Below are 15,255 nucleotides of genomic sequence, written 5' to 3' on the forward strand. Positions count from 1 at the left end.
CCTTGACCAGCGAACGCGGTGATTAGCCCTCCGCGTCCGGCTGGCGCTCCGGCGCCGCTTCGGCGAAGGCGGGAATCGCCATGCAGGCCTCATGGATGCGCATGATGGTCGGATAGGGCGTCATGTCGCAGTCGAAGCGCCGTCCGTTCACCACCTGAGGCACCAGGCAGAGGTCGGCCAGGCCAGGCCGGTCGCCGTGGCAGAAGCGCCCGGTCTCCGGCTCCTCGCTCAGGCGCTGTTCCATCGCCGCGAACTCCACCGCCACCCAGTGGCGGAACCAGTCCGCCTGGGTACCGGCGTCGTGGCCCAGCGGATCGACCAGATACTTGAGCACCCGCAGATTGTTGAGGGGGTGCAGGTCGCAGGCGATGGCATAGGCCAGCCCGCGCACCCGCGCCCGGGCCAGAGGCTCCGCCGGCAGCAGCGGCGGGTCGGGATAGACCTCCTCCAGATATTCGACAATGGCCAGCGATTGGGCGAGGCGGTCGCCGGCCTCGGTCTCCAGGGTCGGGACCAGGCCCTGGGCGTTCAGCGCCAGGTAGACCTTGTCGCGCTGCTCACCCTTGCGCAGGTGGTAGGCGACATAGTCGTAAGACAGCCCCTTCAGACCCAGGGCGATGCGCACCCGGAAGGAGGTGGAGCTTCGGAAGTAGTTGTGCAGCTTCATGGGACTCCTCTCTGCGCCCGCCCTCCACAAACCGTCTTGAGGACTTCGGGCCTAGCTGAGCGGGGCCCGCCCGACACTGCCTCCACACCGGCCATGGCACCGCCGTTCTACGTTTGTCATTCGCCCGTTGCGTCCATAAGATCGCCCATCCATACCGCCGGAGCAAAGCCGCCGGAACGGCACGTGGACAGGCGATAGTCTAACGCCACGGAAGGGGCTGAACAGGGAGGTCTCAAGATGCTGAGGATCATTGACGGCTGGGCGCGGCGGGCGCTGCCCATGGCCCTTGTTGCCGGCGTTCTGGCGGGTTTCGGGGCGGCTCTCGCCACTGCCCCCGCCGTGGCTCAGGAGATCACCCTGCGGGTGCATCACTTCCTGCCGCCGCCCTCGACGACCCACAAGGACTTCATCGTCCCCTGGGCCGAGACGGTCGAGGCGGAGTCCGACGGCCGCATCAAGATCGAGATCTATCCCGCCATGCAGCTCGGCGGCAAACCGCCGCAGCTCTATGACCAGGTGCGCGAGGGCGTGGCCGACATCGTCTGGACCCTGCCGGGCTACACGGCAGGGCGCTTTCCCACGGTGGAGGTCTTCGAGCTGCCCTTCATGGCGGCCTCCGCCGAGGCCACCAGCCAGGCCGCCCACGCATTCTACGAAAAGCATGCCCGAGAGGAGTTCGCGGACGTCCACCCCCTGATGGTCCATGTCCACGCGCCGGGCACCTTCCACATGCGCGGGCGCGAGGTGCGCAGCCTGGAAGATCTGAAGGGCCTGAAGGTCCGCGCACCGACCCGGATGACCAACATCGCCCTCAAGACCCTGGGCGCCACACCGGTGGGCATGCCGGTGCCGGCGGTCCCCGAGGCGCTGTCGCGCGGCGTCGTGGAGGGAACCATCCTGCCCTACGAGGTGACCCGCCCGCTGAAGGTCCACGAACTGACCCAGAGCCACACCGAGATCGGCGGCGAGCGCGGCCTCTATACCGCGGTCTTTCTCTTCGCCATGAACAAGGCGCGCTACGAGTCTCTGCCCGCCGACCTGCGCCAGGTGATCGACGACAACTCCGGCATTCCCCTGGCCAAGAAGATCGGCCGCCTCTGGGACGAGGCGGAACAGCCGGGCCGCGAGGCGGCAGCGAAGCTGGGCGACAGCTTCTTCACCATCGAGGGCGCAGAGCTGGCCCGCTGGCAGGCCGCCACCGCCAGCGTCGCCGATACCTGGATCGCCGAGATGGACAAGGCCGGCAAGGACGGCAAGGCCCTCCTCGAAGAAGCCCGCGCCCTCATCGCCAAATACGCCGCGGAGTAGCGTCCCGCTTCGCGGGACGCCCCCTCACCCAGCTCCGCCTAAGCTCGCCGCAGGCTCGCCAAGGCTGCGCAGCCCTCTCCCACGCTGGGGAGAGGGTTTGATCGAAGCGGCTTCAGTTTCTTTCTCCTCTCCCCTGGCGGGAGAGGAAGGGGCCCGCGTCAGCGGGAAGGTGAGGGGGCGCTTTGCTTCAGGCGTCCCTCAGGCCTCGCCGCGGGCGGGGTAGTTGTTGGCGTTGATGAAGTCGATGGCCTTCAGGATCTCTTCGAACTTCGGGCGCGCGAAGGGCGTGGTCTGGATGAAGGCGGAGTAGAGGGTGCCATCGGGCTTCACCAGATAGAGGCCCGGCTCGTTGAACTTCGCCGGCTCCTCGATGCCGATGGAGGTCTTGCCGCGGCTGGTGGAGATGTAGAGTCCCATCCTGCGGGCGTCGTCGATGCCGAGGTCGTAGCCGATGGCGAGGTTCGGCAATTCCCAGTCGGCCTTGGCGGCGCGGGCCCGCTCCTCACCGTCGGTGCTGACGGCGACCAGCTCCACGCCGCGCTCGGCGAACTCGTCGGCGCGGTCGTTCAGCTCCTTCAAGTAGCCGCGGCAGACCGGGCAGTGCAGGCCGCGATAGGCGACCACCATGGAGAGATTCTCCGGCTTGCGCTCCGACAGGGTCCAGGTCCCGCCATCGACGGTAGGAAAGGACATTTCGGGGGCGGCTTCGCGCGGCTTCAGCATCGAGGGAACTCCTTTTCTTTGCTGTGTTGGTTCTTGACAGTGTTGAAGGGGATTTTAGAACGCTCATTCAATTACTTGGCATAAGGGCAAGCAAACAACGGTACTGTCAGTCCAGGGACTGCAAGGCGATGCGCACGACGCTCTTCAGGGCCGCACGCTCCGGGGAGACCTTGGCCATGACCCGAAGGCCGTTGGCCGTGGCCGTCAGGAAGCGCGCCAGGTCGCGCGGCGACTTCTCCGGCGCGAGGTCGCCCTCCTTCCGGGCCGCGGTCAGCAGGCGGCGGAAAGTCTTCTCCATGGCGCCCATGTTGGCGGCCACCGCCAGCGCGGTATCCCGGTCGTGGGGTGCCAGCTCGACGGCGGCATTGGTCATCAGGCAGCCCAGCAGGCGGCCCTCGCCAACCGAGAACTCGATCACTTCGTCGAAGAACCGCGCCAAGCGCTCGCGCACGCTACCCGGCCCCTCCAGGAGGGCGAGACGGCGGGCCGTCACCTGCCGGCGATAGTAGGCGACCACCTCCAGAAACAAGCCGTGCTTGTCGCCGAAGGTGTCGTAGAGCGACCCACGGTTGATCCCGGTCGCCTCCACAAGGTCCTGGATCGAGGTGGCCTGATAGCCCTGACGCCAGAAGACGGCCAGCGCCGCCTTCACCACCTCTTCCTCTTCGAACTCGCGCGGCCGTGCCACCGCCTTCTCCATTTTTGAACGAACGTTCTATAATCGATGAAGCCCCGTCCGTCAAGCGGCGGGCGGTTGTCACGGTCTCGTGTCCAACCGCCCGCGCGTCGCGCTCTCTACGCCGCCTCCTTCATCACGAAGATCGAGACGTCGGCGCCGTCGCGGCGCAGCTTGTGGGTCTCCGCCAGGCTGGGATCGGCGTGCCACTGCTCGGCCCCCTCGGCGGTCTCGAAGGCCAGCAGCACCAGACTGTCCGGGGCGACGAGGGAGCCTTCCAGGCGCAGCGGCTGGGGCGCCACCGCGGCGATCCGGCCGCCGTGCTTGGCCAGCGCCGCGCCAGCTTTCTCGCGGTAGGCCTGGAACGTCTCTCTGTCCTGAACGTTCAGGTAGGCGACAGCGTAAGTGGTCATCGGTTGGGTGTCCTTTCTGCGGTTGCGATGACCGGCATATGGGTGCCGGAAGGCTGTGCGAGAATTGTTGAATGCTGCACAACTCTCGTGCAAATCTGCACGGATGCACGATTGGGACGACCTGCGCTACGTGCTGGCGGTGTGCCGTGGCGGCGGCGTCACCGGGGCGGCCCGAGCCCTTGGTGTGAACCATTCCACCGTGTCGCGCCGCATCACGGCGCTGGAGGAGCGCCTGGGCGCCCGGCTGTTCGACCGCCTGCCCACCGGCTACCGCCCGACGGCGGCCGGTGAGGACGCGTTCATCGCAGCGGAAGAGATGGAGCGCTCCGCGGCTCTTTTCGGGCGGGCCGTCGCCTCACGGGACCGCCGGCCCAGTGGCGTGGTGACGGTGACCGCGCCGCTGATGATCGTCATGGGGCCCTTCGCCAAGGCACTCGCCGGCTTTCGCGAGACCTACCCAGAGATCGAGGTGCGGGTGCTGGCCACCACCGACCTTCTGAACCTGCACCGCCGGGAGGCGGACGTGGCCCTTCGCGCCACCGACGCACCGGACGAGAGCCTCTTCGGCCTGCGCCTCTGTGAGCAACGCGCCGCACTCTATGCGTCCCGCGGCTATCTGGAGCGCCGTGCGGCGGCCATCGCCGAGGCCCCCGGCGACCTGCCGATCGACTGGATCGGCCGCAACGACCAGGAACGCCCGCCCCCGGAGGTGACGGCCGTCTTCCCCAAGGCGCGCACTTCGGTCTGCATGGACGACAAGCTGGCGGCCATGGCCGCCGTGCGGGCGGGGCTCGGGCTCTGCCGCCTGCCCTGCTTCCAGGGCGACAGCGAGCCGGAGCTGCGCCGCGTGCCGGGCTTTCCCCTGGTTCCCTATCCCGACAAGTGGGTGCTCACCCATCCGGATCTGGCGAAGGTCGAGCGCGTGCGCCTGTTCATGCGCTTTGCGGCAGAGGCCATCAAGCCCATGCGTCCGCTGTTCATGGGCCAATTGCCCCAGGCCTGACACTGCTGCAATCGAACATTCTCTTTATCGTTTTGATTACAACTGATAAAGATCAAGGATCGTTGTCGCGACATCTTGTACCTGTACGAACAAAGCCGCCGCTTAGAACGGCCGGTCGATGGATCAGGAGCAGGACAATGTCCGCAAGTGTGTCGAAGCAGGAAGAAGAGACTCCCTCGCGCAAGCGCGACGAGACCTCGGCTTTCATTCTCCTAACGGTTTTTCTCGCTCCCCTGCTTTCCGTCATTATCGTCGGGGGCTACGGCCTGCTGGTCTGGATCCATCACATGATCTTCGGTCCTCCAACGAGCTGAGGGGGCGCGCGCCATGGGCCAGGACGCCAGGGAACCGAAAGCCGGAGCAGAACTGCTCTCCCGGCGCCGGTTGCTGTTGGGGCGCGCTGCCGATGCGCCGCGAGAGGACGTCGCCAGCGTCGGTTCGGCCTGCTTCATGGCCCGGGGGATCGCCTGTCGGCTCTGCGAGGATACCTGCGACACTGGCGCCTTTCGCTTCCGCCCGCTGCTGGGCGGAAGGGCCGAGGTGACGGTGGAGGAGAGCCGCTGCACCGCTTGCGGGGACTGCCTCGACATCTGCCCGGCCGGCGCTATCGCACTGACTGCCGCGAGCCGGCCGGCAGAGCCTGCGCATGCACCCGCGGAGGGCGGCCATGGCTGACGAATTCCACGTCGCGAGCCTCCTCGTCCATGCGCTGCCGGAGAAAGCAGCGGCGGTGGCGACAGCGATCGAACGCATGCCGGCGAGTGAACTGCACGGCCGCAGTCCGGAAGGCAAGATCATCGTCGTCGTCGAAGCCGGCAACGAACAGACCATTACCGACCGATTGAACGCCATTCAGAGCCTGCCGGGGGTTCTCTCCGCCGCGCTCGTCTACCACGAGGTGGACGACACGGGCGCACACGACAGCGTCGCCCGATCGGAAGGGGAGTCCGCCTCCAGGTCCGAACCCGCAAAGGACGCAGCGCCATGAAGCTGAGCAGACGCGAATACATGAAGGCCAATGCCGTCGCCGCAGCGGCCGCCGCAGCCGGCATGGCAACCCCCGCCGCCGCCCAGAACCTGGTCACCGACTCGGCCTTGACCCAGTTGACCTGGTCAAAGGCGCCCTGCCGCTTCTGCGGCACCGGCTGCAGCGTCATGGTGGCGACCAAGGACGGCCGCGTCGTGGCCTCCCACGGCGACGTCAAATCCGAAGTCAACCGCGGCCTGAACTGCGTGAAGGGCTACTTCCTCTCCAAGATCATGTACGGCAAGGACCGGCTGACCCAGCCGCTCCTGCGCAAGAAGGACGGCGCCTACCACAAGGAGGGCGCCTTCGAACCGGTGAGCTGGGACGAAGCCTTCGACGTCATGGCAGAGAAGTTCAAAAAGGCCCTGCGCGAGAAAGGCCCCACGGCGGTCGGCATGTTCGGCTCCGGCCAATGGACGGTCTGGGAGGGCTATGCCGCCTCCAAGCTCTACAAGGCCGGCTTCCGCTCCAACAACATCGAGCCCAATGCGCGCCACTGCATGGCCTCCGCCGTCGCCGGCTTCATCCGCACCTTCGGCATCGACGAGCCCATGGGCTGCTACGACGACTTCGAGCATGCCGATGCCTTCGTGCTCTGGGGCTCCAACATGGCGGAGATGCATCCGATCCTCTGGACGCGCCTCACCGACCGCCGGCTTTCGGCGCCCCACGTGAAAGTCGCCGTGCTGTCGACCTTCGAGCATCGCTGCTTCGATCTGGCCGACATCCCCATGGTGTTCACGCCGCAGACCGATCTGGCGATCCTCAACTACATCGCCCGCCACATCATCACCACCGGCCGGGTGAACGAGGATTTCCTCCGCAAGCACGTCAACATCCGTCTCGGCAACGCGGACATCGGCTACGGCCTGCGCCCCGAGCATCCCTTGGAGAAGACGGCGGCCAATGCAACGAAAGCCGGCGGCTCCAGCGAGATGAGCTTCGAGGACTACGCCAAGTTCGTCGACCGCTACACGCTCGAGTATGCCTCCGATCTCTCCGGTGTACCGGCCAACCGGCTGGAGGCCCTGGCCGAGCTCTATGCCGACCCGGACACCAAGGTCATGTCGCTCTGGACCATGGGCTTCAACCAGCACACCCGCGGCGTCTGGTGCAACAACCTCGTCTACAACATCCACCTGCTGACCGGGAAGATCTCGGAGCCGGGCAACAGCCCCTTCTCGCTGACCGGCCAGCCCTCGGCCTGCGGCACGGCGCGGGAGGTGGGGACCTTCGCCCACCGCCTGCCGGCGGATATGGTGGTTGCCAATCCGGAGCACCGCAAGACCGCGGAAAAGATCTGGAAGCTGCCTGAAGGCACCATCCCGCCGAAGCCCGGCTATCACGCCGTGCTGCAGAACCGCATGCTGAAGGACGGTAAGCTCAACGCCTATTGGATCCAGGTGAACAACAACCTGCAGGCGGCGGCCAACCTGATGGAAGAGGGTTTCCCGGGCTACCGCAATCCGGAGAACTTCATCGTCGTCTCCGACGCCTATCCCACGGTGACGGCCCAGGCCGCCGACCTGATCCTGCCGACGGCCATGTGGGTGGAAAAGGAAGGCGCCTACGGCAACGCCGAGCGGCGCACCCAGTTCTGGCACCAGCTCATCGATGCGCCGGGCGAGTCCCGCTCCGATCTCTGGCAGACGGTGGAGTTCTCCAAGCGCTTCACCACCGACGAGGTCTGGCCGCCGGAATTGCTGGACGCCAACCCGAGCTACAAGGGCAAGTCGCTCTACGAGGTGCTGTTCAGGAATGGCCAGGTCGACGCCTTCCCGCTGGAGGAGTCGAGCCCCGACTACGCCAACCACGAGTCCGAGGACTTCGGCTTCTACATCCAGAAGGGCCTGTTCGAGGAATACGCCTCTTTCGGCCGAGGCCACGCCCACGACCTCGCGCCCTTTGCCGTCTATCACGAAACCCGCGGCCTACGCTGGCCGGTGGTCGACGGCAAGGAGACCCGCTGGCGTTTCCGCGAAGGCCACGACCCCTATGTCGAGGCAGGCAGCGAGATCCAGTTCTACGGCCATAAGGACAAGAAGGCGCGCATCTTCGCCCTGCCCTACGAGCCGCCGGCGGAATCGCCCGACGAGGACTATCCCTTCTGGCTGGTCACCGGGCGGGTGCTGGAGCACTGGCATTCCGGCTCCATGACCCAGCGCGTGCCGGAACTCTACAAGGCCTTCCCCGACGCGGTCTGCTTCATGCATCCCGACGACGCGGAGGCGCTGAACCTGCGCCGCGGCTCAAGTGTTCGGGTGAAGTCGCGCCGCGGGGAAATCGTCACCCGGGTTGAAACGCGCGGGCGCAACCGCGTGCCCCGGGGCCTGGTCTTCGTGCCCTGGTTCGACGCCAGCCAGCTCATCAACAAGGTGACCCTGGACGCCACCGATCCCATCTCCAAACAGACGGACTTCAAGAAATGCGCGGTTACGATCGAAGCCGCCTAGCCCTGGCGCTTGCCTTCGCCGCCCTGACCGGGGTGGCGACGGCGGCCGTCGGGCAGGGCATCACCGAGGACGACCTGGCGACCCTGCGCAAAACGGCGGTGGTCGACAATCCCGAGCCGCCTGTCATGCGCCCCCAGGGCAACACCGACCTGCGCCAGGTGCGCAACTACCCGGAGCAGCCGCCGGTCATCCCCCATAAGATCGAGGGCTATCAGGTCGACGCCAGCTTCAATAAGTGCCTGACCTGCCACAGCCGCACGGCGATCGAGGAATCCCAGGCGCCGATGATCTCCATCACCCACTTCATGGACCGCGACGGCCAGTTCCTGGCCTCGATCTCGCCGCGGCGCTACTTCTGCAATCAATGCCACGTGCCCCAGCACGAGGTGAGGGACCCGGTGGAGAACACCTTCGTCGACGTCGATTCCCTCCTGCAAGACGGACAGTAGGAGCCCGGCGCCATGTGGAGCTTCGCGAAACGGATCTGGACGACCCTGCGCCGCCCCAGCGCCTATTTCAGTCTGGGGTTCCTCACCATCGGCAGTTTTGTCGCCGGCATCATCTTCTGGGGCGGCTTCAACACCGCCATGGAACTGACCAACACCGAGACCTTCTGCGTCGGCTGCCACGAGATGCGGGAGAACGTCTTCGCCGAGTTGAAGACCACCATCCACTACGCCAACCGCTCCGGCGTGCGCGCCACCTGCCCCGACTGTCACGTGCCCCACGGCTGGACCGACAAGATCGGCCGCAAGGTGGCGGCGAGCAAGGAGGTCTGGGGCAAGATCTTCGGCACCATCAACACCCCGGAGAAGTTCAACGCCCATCGCCTCACCATGGCCCAGCACGAATGGGCCCGTTTCAAGGCCAACGACTCCCTGGAGTGCCGCAACTGCCACAGCGAACAGTCCATGGACTTCACGCGGCAAAGCCTGCGCGCCGCCGAAGCCCATCAGCGCTTTCTGGTGACCGGAGAGAAGACCTGCATCGACTGCCACAAAGGCATCGCCCACCAACTGCCCAAGGGCGTGGCGACGACCTATCCGCAAGACCGCGGCGATCAGGCAGCGGACCTCAAGACCTACCTGAGCCAGTAGCGCGTATTGAATCTGGGCTTACGCCGTCGCCAGCAACTCAGCATGGCATCGACCATCCAAGTTTCGACATGCCTCCCTTCCGCCCCGCTGTTCACCAGGGGACGCCACGCGACTGTGAAGCATTGGATGTGATGCTCGCAAAACGGGCCTCTCCGCGCCAGCGTCGCTCCGAAGGGGAAAACTCCTCGCAGCGCTTGAGTCACGCGGTCAGCAAGGATAGATCTCGCAGCCGGATATGACCGGGAATCGGACTGCGCAAACGTTGGCTGAAGGCCTCGAAGGGGCGAAAAGCGGGCATTCGCTCCCGACGCAAATCTGTTACACTCTTACTTGGTGAAAAGATTCGCCATAAATACGCGCATCGCCGTTAGGCACCAAAATAAGTTCATACGTTCCAATCGAACGAATTCTGAAGGATCTCATAGAATTGCACATTCAGGGAAAGCGCAATGCGGTACGCATTCTGTTTATCCTTGCTAAGGCTGGCGAGCCAGTCAAGCGATCGGCGCCCGCGGATACATGTCTTGTTGTGCATGCCGAGAAAAGGTTGCAAGCGCTAGACTTTTGGATGCGCAATCCTGATTATCTTGCATCTGAAATCCTAAACCAGTTCGATGCCGATCCGACCCAGAAAAAGCTTCTGAAGATTGCCGAAACCGTGATGGACGGGGATGAACCCGATATTCGCAGATTGGCTATGCAACGCTTTCTGTTCGGTGCTTGGGAAGCACTTGATGACGCCATAGCCACGCTGTCACTTCCTGGTCTGGTAAAGATGGAACGAAAGTACTCGGCCGATGGATCTAAGATCCGGCAGACTAGTTATTATCTTACGGTCGAAGGCAAAACGAAAGCGGCAGAGTTGGAGAAGGTCGAACCACTCGATTGGTATGCCAAACGCGCAGAAGTCGTCGCAGAGATAGCCGGCACTCGTACAGGGAATCAGCTGAAATCACTGCAATATCAAGTCGCACAGTATAACGATGCAAGGCACGGGTCGCTCATCGCACCCATCCGCGCCGAAGTTGAAGAACGCCTCGCAAAGCTGCAAGTGTCGGCATGACCGATAGGAGAGCTAAAGAACTGCCGTTTCCAAAGGCCGTTTCCGCAGCTACAGGCTGCTCGGTGAAGGAAGTCAACGAAATACTTGCACAGTATTCGATTGAGCCTGCCGGTACAGCGCCTTCAGCGCGCCCTCTTCGTGTCGTACGGATTGCATTTTCTGGCCAAAAAGAAATCAACAGCGAGTTCGAACCGTTTTCGTTTGAATGGGAGGTTGATCGAAATGGCGTGTGGGGAATTCTTGCTGCAGAAAATCTTGTCGGCAAGTCCTCCATTCTTCAGATTGTCCTTTGGGCTTTGCGCGGTCGGTACAAGAGCTTAACCGCAACAGTTAGAAACTGGATCGAACACGTAGACGTCACGTTTCGCGTCGACGGCCGGTTCCTTCGTGTAGAGTTTGATGTCGAAGACGGGGAGCCGCTGGGAGTAGTTCGCTATGGTAGCTCACCTGATACTGCGACTGATCGCGTGTTTGACGGTACCGAAGAGTTTCAAGATGTAATGCAAGAGATCATGTTGTCCGCCTTGGGCTTGGAGCCGATTCCGGCAAGCCAAGTCGCAGCTGGTCGCATTGTGCCCTACGATGATGGATGGGCTGCCTACACCGGTGCTTTTCTAACCGATGCGGAGAGTGATGCCATAATTGGGGAAAATGTAGGCGGAGATCTTATCCAACGGTTACTCCAAGTCTACATTGGAATTCCCTGGGTAAGAACCTATTTTCAGGCTAAGAGGCATACACGCCTACTGGAGCAAGATAGCGCTGCCCGCCGACGTAAACTGCAAGGTCTTGGTGGAAGGTCCCTCGATGATCTCGAAGCTGAACTCATGGAGATCAACGCCAAATTACAAGAAGAGGGTGCGAACAATCTCGCCTCACAACAACTAAATTCCGCTCGCACCGAACGGGATGATCTGACAACGCGTGTTCAGGCGCTTTCAAACTCACTGACAGATGCGAAGGACACGGCAGCGACTTGCCGGCAATCCCGAATTGTCGCAGAGCAAGTGGTCAACGCACTTGCAGAAGAAAGCGCAGCATCGCACTTCTTCGGACTTCTCAAGCCGCACTCATGTCCGCGCTGCAGCGCGAAGATTGAGGCCGTACGGTTCAAAAAAGAGCAGGAAGACAACGAGTGTTCGGTTTGTGCCGAAAAACTCGTGAAAGTGGATCCAAAAGAGCTGGAGGCTGAACGAGCGCAAGCTGAAGAGCGGCTAAAGGATGCGAAAAAGACTGATCGCGATGCGGAGCGTTTCGTGAAGAGACTTGAGACGAAGCTTCAAGAGAGTCGCAATCGACTTAATGACGTCGGCCTCACACTCAATCAGCTCGCTGCAGCGGGCACTGCAGCAGATGCTGGTATTCTCCAGTCCGAAAGAGACCACCTAGAGGGAATGATCCAGGCAGCTACTGCCATCCTTGAAGCTGAGAACGACTCGGCCAATGATTTGTTGGTCGTCCGTGCAGCTCGAGACGAAGCAGAGCACCGCGTAAAGCAAGCTTCCATCGAAATCATGGCTGAGGTTTCCTCCGAGGTTACGCGACTGTGCAAGGGGCTCGGAATACGTGATGTGGAGTCCGTGACTCTAAAGCGAAACGCTCATGTTGATGTTGTCAAGGGTGGAAGCCTGTCGAAGTGGAAAGACCTCTCTCCCGGCGAAAAGCTACGCCTTCGCATCGCAACGGTCATCGCCCTATCGCGCGGTGCCCAATCGCTCGGTATGGGGCGCCACCCCGGGCTTCTTCTGATTGACTCGCCCGGACGCGAAGAAATTCAACCCGAGCATCTTCACGAGATCATTTCCGAGCTTGTAAAGCTAACTGCCGACTATCCCGATTATCAGATGTTCATATCCATGACAGGAGTTCCGTCTGATCTGGATGGAGTTCCGAGTAGTCGCATTCGTTATGCAGAAAAGGGCAGCTCCCTATGGTAGAGGCCGGTTTAGTTAGACGTCGGCACCCAAGGTGCGGTTCGTCATTGTGAGCGAGCTAGGCCAAGCCATTATAGACTTGGAAGCGGCAGGGCAACCCGTGACGATTACTGCCTTAGGTGGAATTGATAGCCTGCTGAAGTCTGATTTTCACACGACATCTACATTTGGAGTCGTTTCTGCGGCTATAAGCAATGAATGGAGTACAATTAGCGATCACGGACCCATGCTGGAGCGCCTTGCAGACGGCCTCAAACTCAATGCTGATCGTTTGGTCTTGCGCGAAAGCGTTCAAGCCCTTCAGTCTTTGCCTCAAGATACGTTTCGTATGTTCGTCTTAGCACTTGAGGGCCGAACACGTGATGCATCTGAGCACCCTCTTATGCAGGCGGAAGCATCTGCAGGGCTTGTCCGCTTTGCTTTGGTAGATCATCGTTGGAGTGTTAACGCGTGCGCCGCTCTGCAGGCCTACGAACCTGGGACCGATCCCCTTGCTGATCCGATGTATTGCCGTTTGGTGTCAGTGGCTCACGACTTCTTCGACTTCACGTATGCCGTTTCGCTTCTTGAAGAATTTGCAAAGCTTCAAACCTCTGCGGCACAAGCAAAACTTGAACGCGGACTTGTTGAGGTTTCGCTCGCTTTGTCGAGTGCTTCCTTACCAGATATTGAGCAGCGATTAGCCGAAGCGGAAAGATGGTTGGCGCGGGCGGTCGAAGCCGATGATGAGCGGCGCGACACACGTAGTTATCACTTGTTGGTCAAGTCTATTCTGAGCCTACAAAGCTCCGAGAAATCTGATTTGAGCCAGTTGGTCGATGAACTCCGAACTGAAGCTTTCGTGGGCGACCTCTGGGACCGACCATCGCCAGGTATGGAGTGGCTCGTTTCGCCGTCTTACTCATTGTCGGCGTGGGTACCAGTTGTTGAGAGTCTTGGCCATATAGCAAATCAGCTCAGCAAACCAAGCTGGCTTGATGCGTCTGGTGTTCTTGAGCATGTACATCATCTCTACAGTGTTAGTCGGTCTGTGCGGCCCGGATCCCCTAGTCTAGGGATGTACTTTAAGCCGATCATAGAATCCGCCTTTGTCCGGGAATTCGGACTTGCGGCGCATTTGAGAGACTGGCTGGATGCAGCCCCACCAGATCACATACGACGACAAGACGCCGAACGCCTCCAAGCAAATGTCGAAAGGTATTCGAAGGATCATGACCCGCCAAAAAAGCTCTGAGGGGTGGTCCAGCTGGTCCTACGTCCACCCCCAAGACGTTGCTGGAGGGGCTCTCATCTAATGGCAGACATTTGGTTGCATCGGTTGAGAATACCTTCTGGATACGTACTGACATTACAGCTGTTCAACAAAAACTCTTTCGCAAGATCGTCGAGAAGCTCGAAAATGCGCCGGACTACGAAAGTGAAGTCAAGGCCGAGTTTGATCGACTGGTCCTTTTGTTAGTCAAATTTCTGACCGAGAGGATCGACGGTGAGAGTAAGAGATTTCCCTATTTGAAGCGGATCTCAAACAGCTCGAAGGCACCAAAGGAGAGCGCGCTTCAGGACGATCTCCATAACTATTTGCTTTCTATTTTGGCCTCAGAGGTAGAGAAAGTAGACATAAGTTCGGGTCGCGCCGACATCTACATTCCACGAACTTCTTTTAGATTGATCATTGAATTGAAAAGGGTGTTTAAGTGGAATGATGAAACTCTGAAACCTTTTCTCACCCAAACCGTCGCATACAGCCAAGCGGACATACGCTTGGGGGTGCTCGGTGTGCTCGATCTTTCTGATCGCCCCCCTGGTGTCCCACACATAGACAAGTGTTTCGAAGTTACCAGCCGCCAAATTGAGGGTGAAGAGGATCGAACGACGCTCGTAATGCGGGTGCCAGGTAATGTGCGAACACCATCAGATTCGAAGTAAGAAATTTTGACCGGCTCGCTTGTGGTTTGGCGGTACTCGTACGGCACATCAGTGCTTGAATAATGCTGCGGCTCGTTATCATGAAATCTCACCTGTGTTTGGAGTGAGCCGAGATCTCCCGTCCCTACGCTGGCTTTAACGTCAGCATCGAGATCGAAGCGGTCAGTGCAACCGTCCGATTGGTGGATCGTGACTCTCGAAGAATTACATGCATTCATCGGCAAAGCACCTGGGCGACCACGCTTGCGAACGGGTGAGGGCGCCCTCGCGGCGTTGGCCCCTCCCCTGCCGCTCCCAGGACAGCGTTGCGGCATCCTCTGGCTCCGCACACCGGGACGACGCAATCCGGTTCGGCCATGGAGCGCAATTGACAAGCCGTGAACCAGCCGTAGTCTCCCCGTTACGTCCAAAACAAAAAAATCAAAGCGGATCGGAAGGGGACCTGAATGAAGACGCTGCACCTGCTCACTGTCTGCGCGGCCCTCGCGCTCACAGCGCCGGAGGCCGCGGCCGGGGACGCCGCCGCCGGAGAGGCGCGCTATGCGGAAACCTGTATCAACTGCCACGGTAAGGCAGGAAAGGGCATGGCGAGCTTCCCGTCGATTGTCGGCAGGGATGCAGACTACGTCGCGGGGCGGCTGATGAAGTACCGCGCCCGGGAAAAGGTGGGGCCCAATTCCGCCATCATGATGTCCTGGGCCGAAAAGCTGTCCGACGAAGAGATCGCCAATCTGGCCGCCTACATCTCGAAAACCTTTCAGTAGACCGCGGTCCGGCACGGGTTTCGACATCGACGGGCGCCTGGCGGGCGACCGCCATGTGGTCCGGGTCGACGAGCAACGCTGCGCGTTGCCGGATGCCGCCGTCATCGGTGAACAAGATGGATCGCAGGGCACCAGCGCGCGCGCCATCCGTTTCCTCAGCGGCCTGACTTTCAACTCTGTCTCGCAATCTTGAGCCGGTGA

At 61.4% G+C, this 15,255-nt stretch carries 17 protein-coding genes; 13 read left to right on the forward strand and 4 right to left on the reverse strand.

Annotation, left to right across the window (positions count from 1 at the left end):
* Positions 1-22: 22 nt before the first annotated feature.
* The gene (maiA, locus tag Q0996_RS13445) at positions 23-667 is read right to left on the reverse strand and encodes a maleylacetoacetate isomerase (protein ID WP_299620405.1); all 645 of its coding nucleotides are present in this window, start codon (positions 665-667) and stop codon (positions 23-25) included.
* Between the two features lie 237 nt (positions 668-904).
* Between maiA and Q0996_RS13450 the strand changes: the two genes are divergently transcribed.
* On the forward strand, positions 905-1,975 hold the full coding sequence (locus tag Q0996_RS13450) for a TRAP transporter substrate-binding protein (RefSeq protein WP_299620408.1): 1,071 nt from the start codon (positions 905-907) through the stop codon (positions 1,973-1,975).
* 198 nt (positions 1,976-2,173) lie between these two features.
* On the opposite strand, the gene Q0996_RS13455 is transcribed toward Q0996_RS13450, so the two are convergent.
* The 3 genes from Q0996_RS13455 to Q0996_RS13465 all read right to left on the reverse strand — a co-directional run bounded on the left by Q0996_RS13455 (position 2,174) and on the right by Q0996_RS13465 (position 3,787).
* On the reverse strand, positions 2,174-2,698 hold the full coding sequence (locus Q0996_RS13455) for a peroxiredoxin-like family protein (protein WP_299620411.1): 525 nt from the start codon (positions 2,696-2,698) through the stop codon (positions 2,174-2,176).
* Between the two features lie 106 nt (positions 2,699-2,804).
* Positions 2,805-3,386, reverse strand: coding sequence for a TetR/AcrR family transcriptional regulator (locus Q0996_RS13460; protein WP_299620414.1), 582 nt, complete (start codon positions 3,384-3,386; stop codon positions 2,805-2,807).
* A gap of 107 nt (positions 3,387-3,493) precedes the next feature.
* A complete protein-coding gene (locus Q0996_RS13465; protein ID WP_299620417.1) occupies positions 3,494-3,787 on the reverse strand; it encodes a DUF1330 domain-containing protein in 294 nt (97 codons plus the stop codon).
* Positions 3,788-3,890: 103 nt separating this feature from the next.
* Here Q0996_RS13465 and Q0996_RS13470 point away from each other — a divergent pair, with 103 nt between their 5' ends.
* The 12 genes from Q0996_RS13470 to Q0996_RS13525 all read left to right on the forward strand — a co-directional run bounded on the left by Q0996_RS13470 (position 3,891) and on the right by Q0996_RS13525 (position 15,054).
* Entirely contained in the window at positions 3,891-4,790 is a 900-nt protein-coding gene (locus Q0996_RS13470; protein ID WP_299620420.1) for a LysR family transcriptional regulator, read from the forward strand.
* A gap of 137 nt (positions 4,791-4,927) precedes the next feature.
* Positions 4,928-5,104 (forward strand): periplasmic nitrate reductase, NapE protein, encoded by a 177-nt coding sequence (locus Q0996_RS13475; RefSeq protein ID WP_299620423.1) that lies wholly within the window; start codon positions 4,928-4,930, stop codon positions 5,102-5,104.
* A gap of 13 nt (positions 5,105-5,117) precedes the next feature.
* Positions 5,118-5,465: a 4Fe-4S dicluster domain-containing protein gene (locus Q0996_RS13480; RefSeq protein ID WP_299620426.1), complete on the forward strand. Its 348-nt coding sequence runs from the start codon at positions 5,118-5,120 to the stop codon at positions 5,463-5,465.
* On the forward strand, positions 5,458-5,778 hold the full coding sequence (locus tag Q0996_RS13485; protein ID WP_299620429.1) for a chaperone NapD: 321 nt from the start codon (positions 5,458-5,460) through the stop codon (positions 5,776-5,778). The genes Q0996_RS13480 and Q0996_RS13485 overlap by 8 nt, the downstream gene beginning before the upstream one ends.
* Positions 5,775-8,270, forward strand: coding sequence for a nitrate reductase catalytic subunit NapA (gene napA / locus Q0996_RS13490; RefSeq protein WP_299620432.1), 2,496 nt, complete (start codon positions 5,775-5,777; stop codon positions 8,268-8,270). The genes Q0996_RS13485 and napA overlap by 4 nt, the downstream gene beginning before the upstream one ends.
* The gene (locus Q0996_RS13495) at positions 8,243-8,719 is read left to right on the forward strand and encodes a nitrate reductase cytochrome c-type subunit (protein WP_299620435.1); all 477 of its coding nucleotides are present in this window, start codon (positions 8,243-8,245) and stop codon (positions 8,717-8,719) included. Before napA ends, Q0996_RS13495 begins: the two co-directional genes overlap by 28 nt.
* Positions 8,720-8,731: 12 nt before the next feature.
* The gene (locus tag Q0996_RS13500) at positions 8,732-9,367 is read left to right on the forward strand and encodes a NapC/NirT family cytochrome c (protein WP_299620437.1); all 636 of its coding nucleotides are present in this window, start codon (positions 8,732-8,734) and stop codon (positions 9,365-9,367) included.
* 427 nt (positions 9,368-9,794) lie between these two features.
* Positions 9,795-10,430, forward strand: a complete 636-nt coding sequence (locus tag Q0996_RS13505; RefSeq protein WP_299620440.1) for a hypothetical protein — start codon at positions 9,795-9,797, stop codon at positions 10,428-10,430.
* The gene (locus tag Q0996_RS13510) at positions 10,427-12,367 is read left to right on the forward strand and encodes a hypothetical protein (protein ID WP_299620443.1); all 1,941 of its coding nucleotides are present in this window, start codon (positions 10,427-10,429) and stop codon (positions 12,365-12,367) included. Before Q0996_RS13505 ends, Q0996_RS13510 begins: the two co-directional genes overlap by 4 nt.
* A 97-nt stretch (positions 12,368-12,464) precedes the next feature.
* A complete protein-coding gene (locus tag Q0996_RS13515) occupies positions 12,465-13,598 on the forward strand; it encodes a hypothetical protein (RefSeq protein ID WP_299620446.1) in 1,134 nt (377 codons plus the stop codon).
* Between the two features lie 71 nt (positions 13,599-13,669).
* Positions 13,670-14,290: a hypothetical protein gene (locus Q0996_RS13520; protein ID WP_299620449.1), complete on the forward strand. Its 621-nt coding sequence runs from the start codon at positions 13,670-13,672 to the stop codon at positions 14,288-14,290.
* Between the two features lie 446 nt (positions 14,291-14,736).
* Positions 14,737-15,054: a c-type cytochrome gene (locus tag Q0996_RS13525; protein ID WP_299620452.1), complete on the forward strand. Its 318-nt coding sequence runs from the start codon at positions 14,737-14,739 to the stop codon at positions 15,052-15,054.
* The last annotated feature ends 201 nt before the right edge of the window (positions 15,055-15,255 follow it).

Origin of the sequence: Pelagibius sp., assembly GCF_028289705.1 — a bacterium.
Taxonomy (GTDB): domain Bacteria; phylum Pseudomonadota; class Alphaproteobacteria; order Kiloniellales; family Kiloniellaceae; genus Pelagibius.

Coding starts and splice junctions, on each gene's coding strand:
- Q0996_RS13500 (WP_299620437.1), top strand. CDS start 8,732: ATGTGGAGCTTCGCGAAACGGATCTGGACGACCCTGCGCCGCCCCAGC.
- Q0996_RS13510 (WP_299620443.1), top strand. CDS start 10,427: ATGACCGATAGGAGAGCTAAAGAACTGCCGTTTCCAAAGGCCGTTTCC.
- maiA (WP_299620405.1), bottom strand. CDS start 667: ATGAAGCTGCACAACTACTTCCGAAGCTCCACCTCCTTCCGGGTGCGC.
- Q0996_RS13480 (WP_299620426.1), top strand. CDS start 5,118: ATGGGCCAGGACGCCAGGGAACCGAAAGCCGGAGCAGAACTGCTCTCC.
- Q0996_RS13455 (WP_299620411.1), bottom strand. CDS start 2,698: ATGCTGAAGCCGCGCGAAGCCGCCCCCGAAATGTCCTTTCCTACCGTC.
- Q0996_RS13495 (WP_299620435.1), top strand. CDS start 8,243: ATGCGCGGTTACGATCGAAGCCGCCTAGCCCTGGCGCTTGCCTTCGCC.
- Q0996_RS13450 (WP_299620408.1), top strand. CDS start 905: ATGCTGAGGATCATTGACGGCTGGGCGCGGCGGGCGCTGCCCATGGCC.
- Q0996_RS13525 (WP_299620452.1), top strand. CDS start 14,737: ATGAAGACGCTGCACCTGCTCACTGTCTGCGCGGCCCTCGCGCTCACA.
- Q0996_RS13485 (WP_299620429.1), top strand. CDS start 5,458: ATGGCTGACGAATTCCACGTCGCGAGCCTCCTCGTCCATGCGCTGCCG.
- Q0996_RS13475 (WP_299620423.1), top strand. CDS start 4,928: ATGTCCGCAAGTGTGTCGAAGCAGGAAGAAGAGACTCCCTCGCGCAAG.
- Q0996_RS13465 (WP_299620417.1), bottom strand. CDS start 3,787: ATGACCACTTACGCTGTCGCCTACCTGAACGTTCAGGACAGAGAGACG.
- Q0996_RS13470 (WP_299620420.1), top strand. CDS start 3,891: ATGCACGATTGGGACGACCTGCGCTACGTGCTGGCGGTGTGCCGTGGC.
- napA (WP_299620432.1), top strand. CDS start 5,775: ATGAAGCTGAGCAGACGCGAATACATGAAGGCCAATGCCGTCGCCGCA.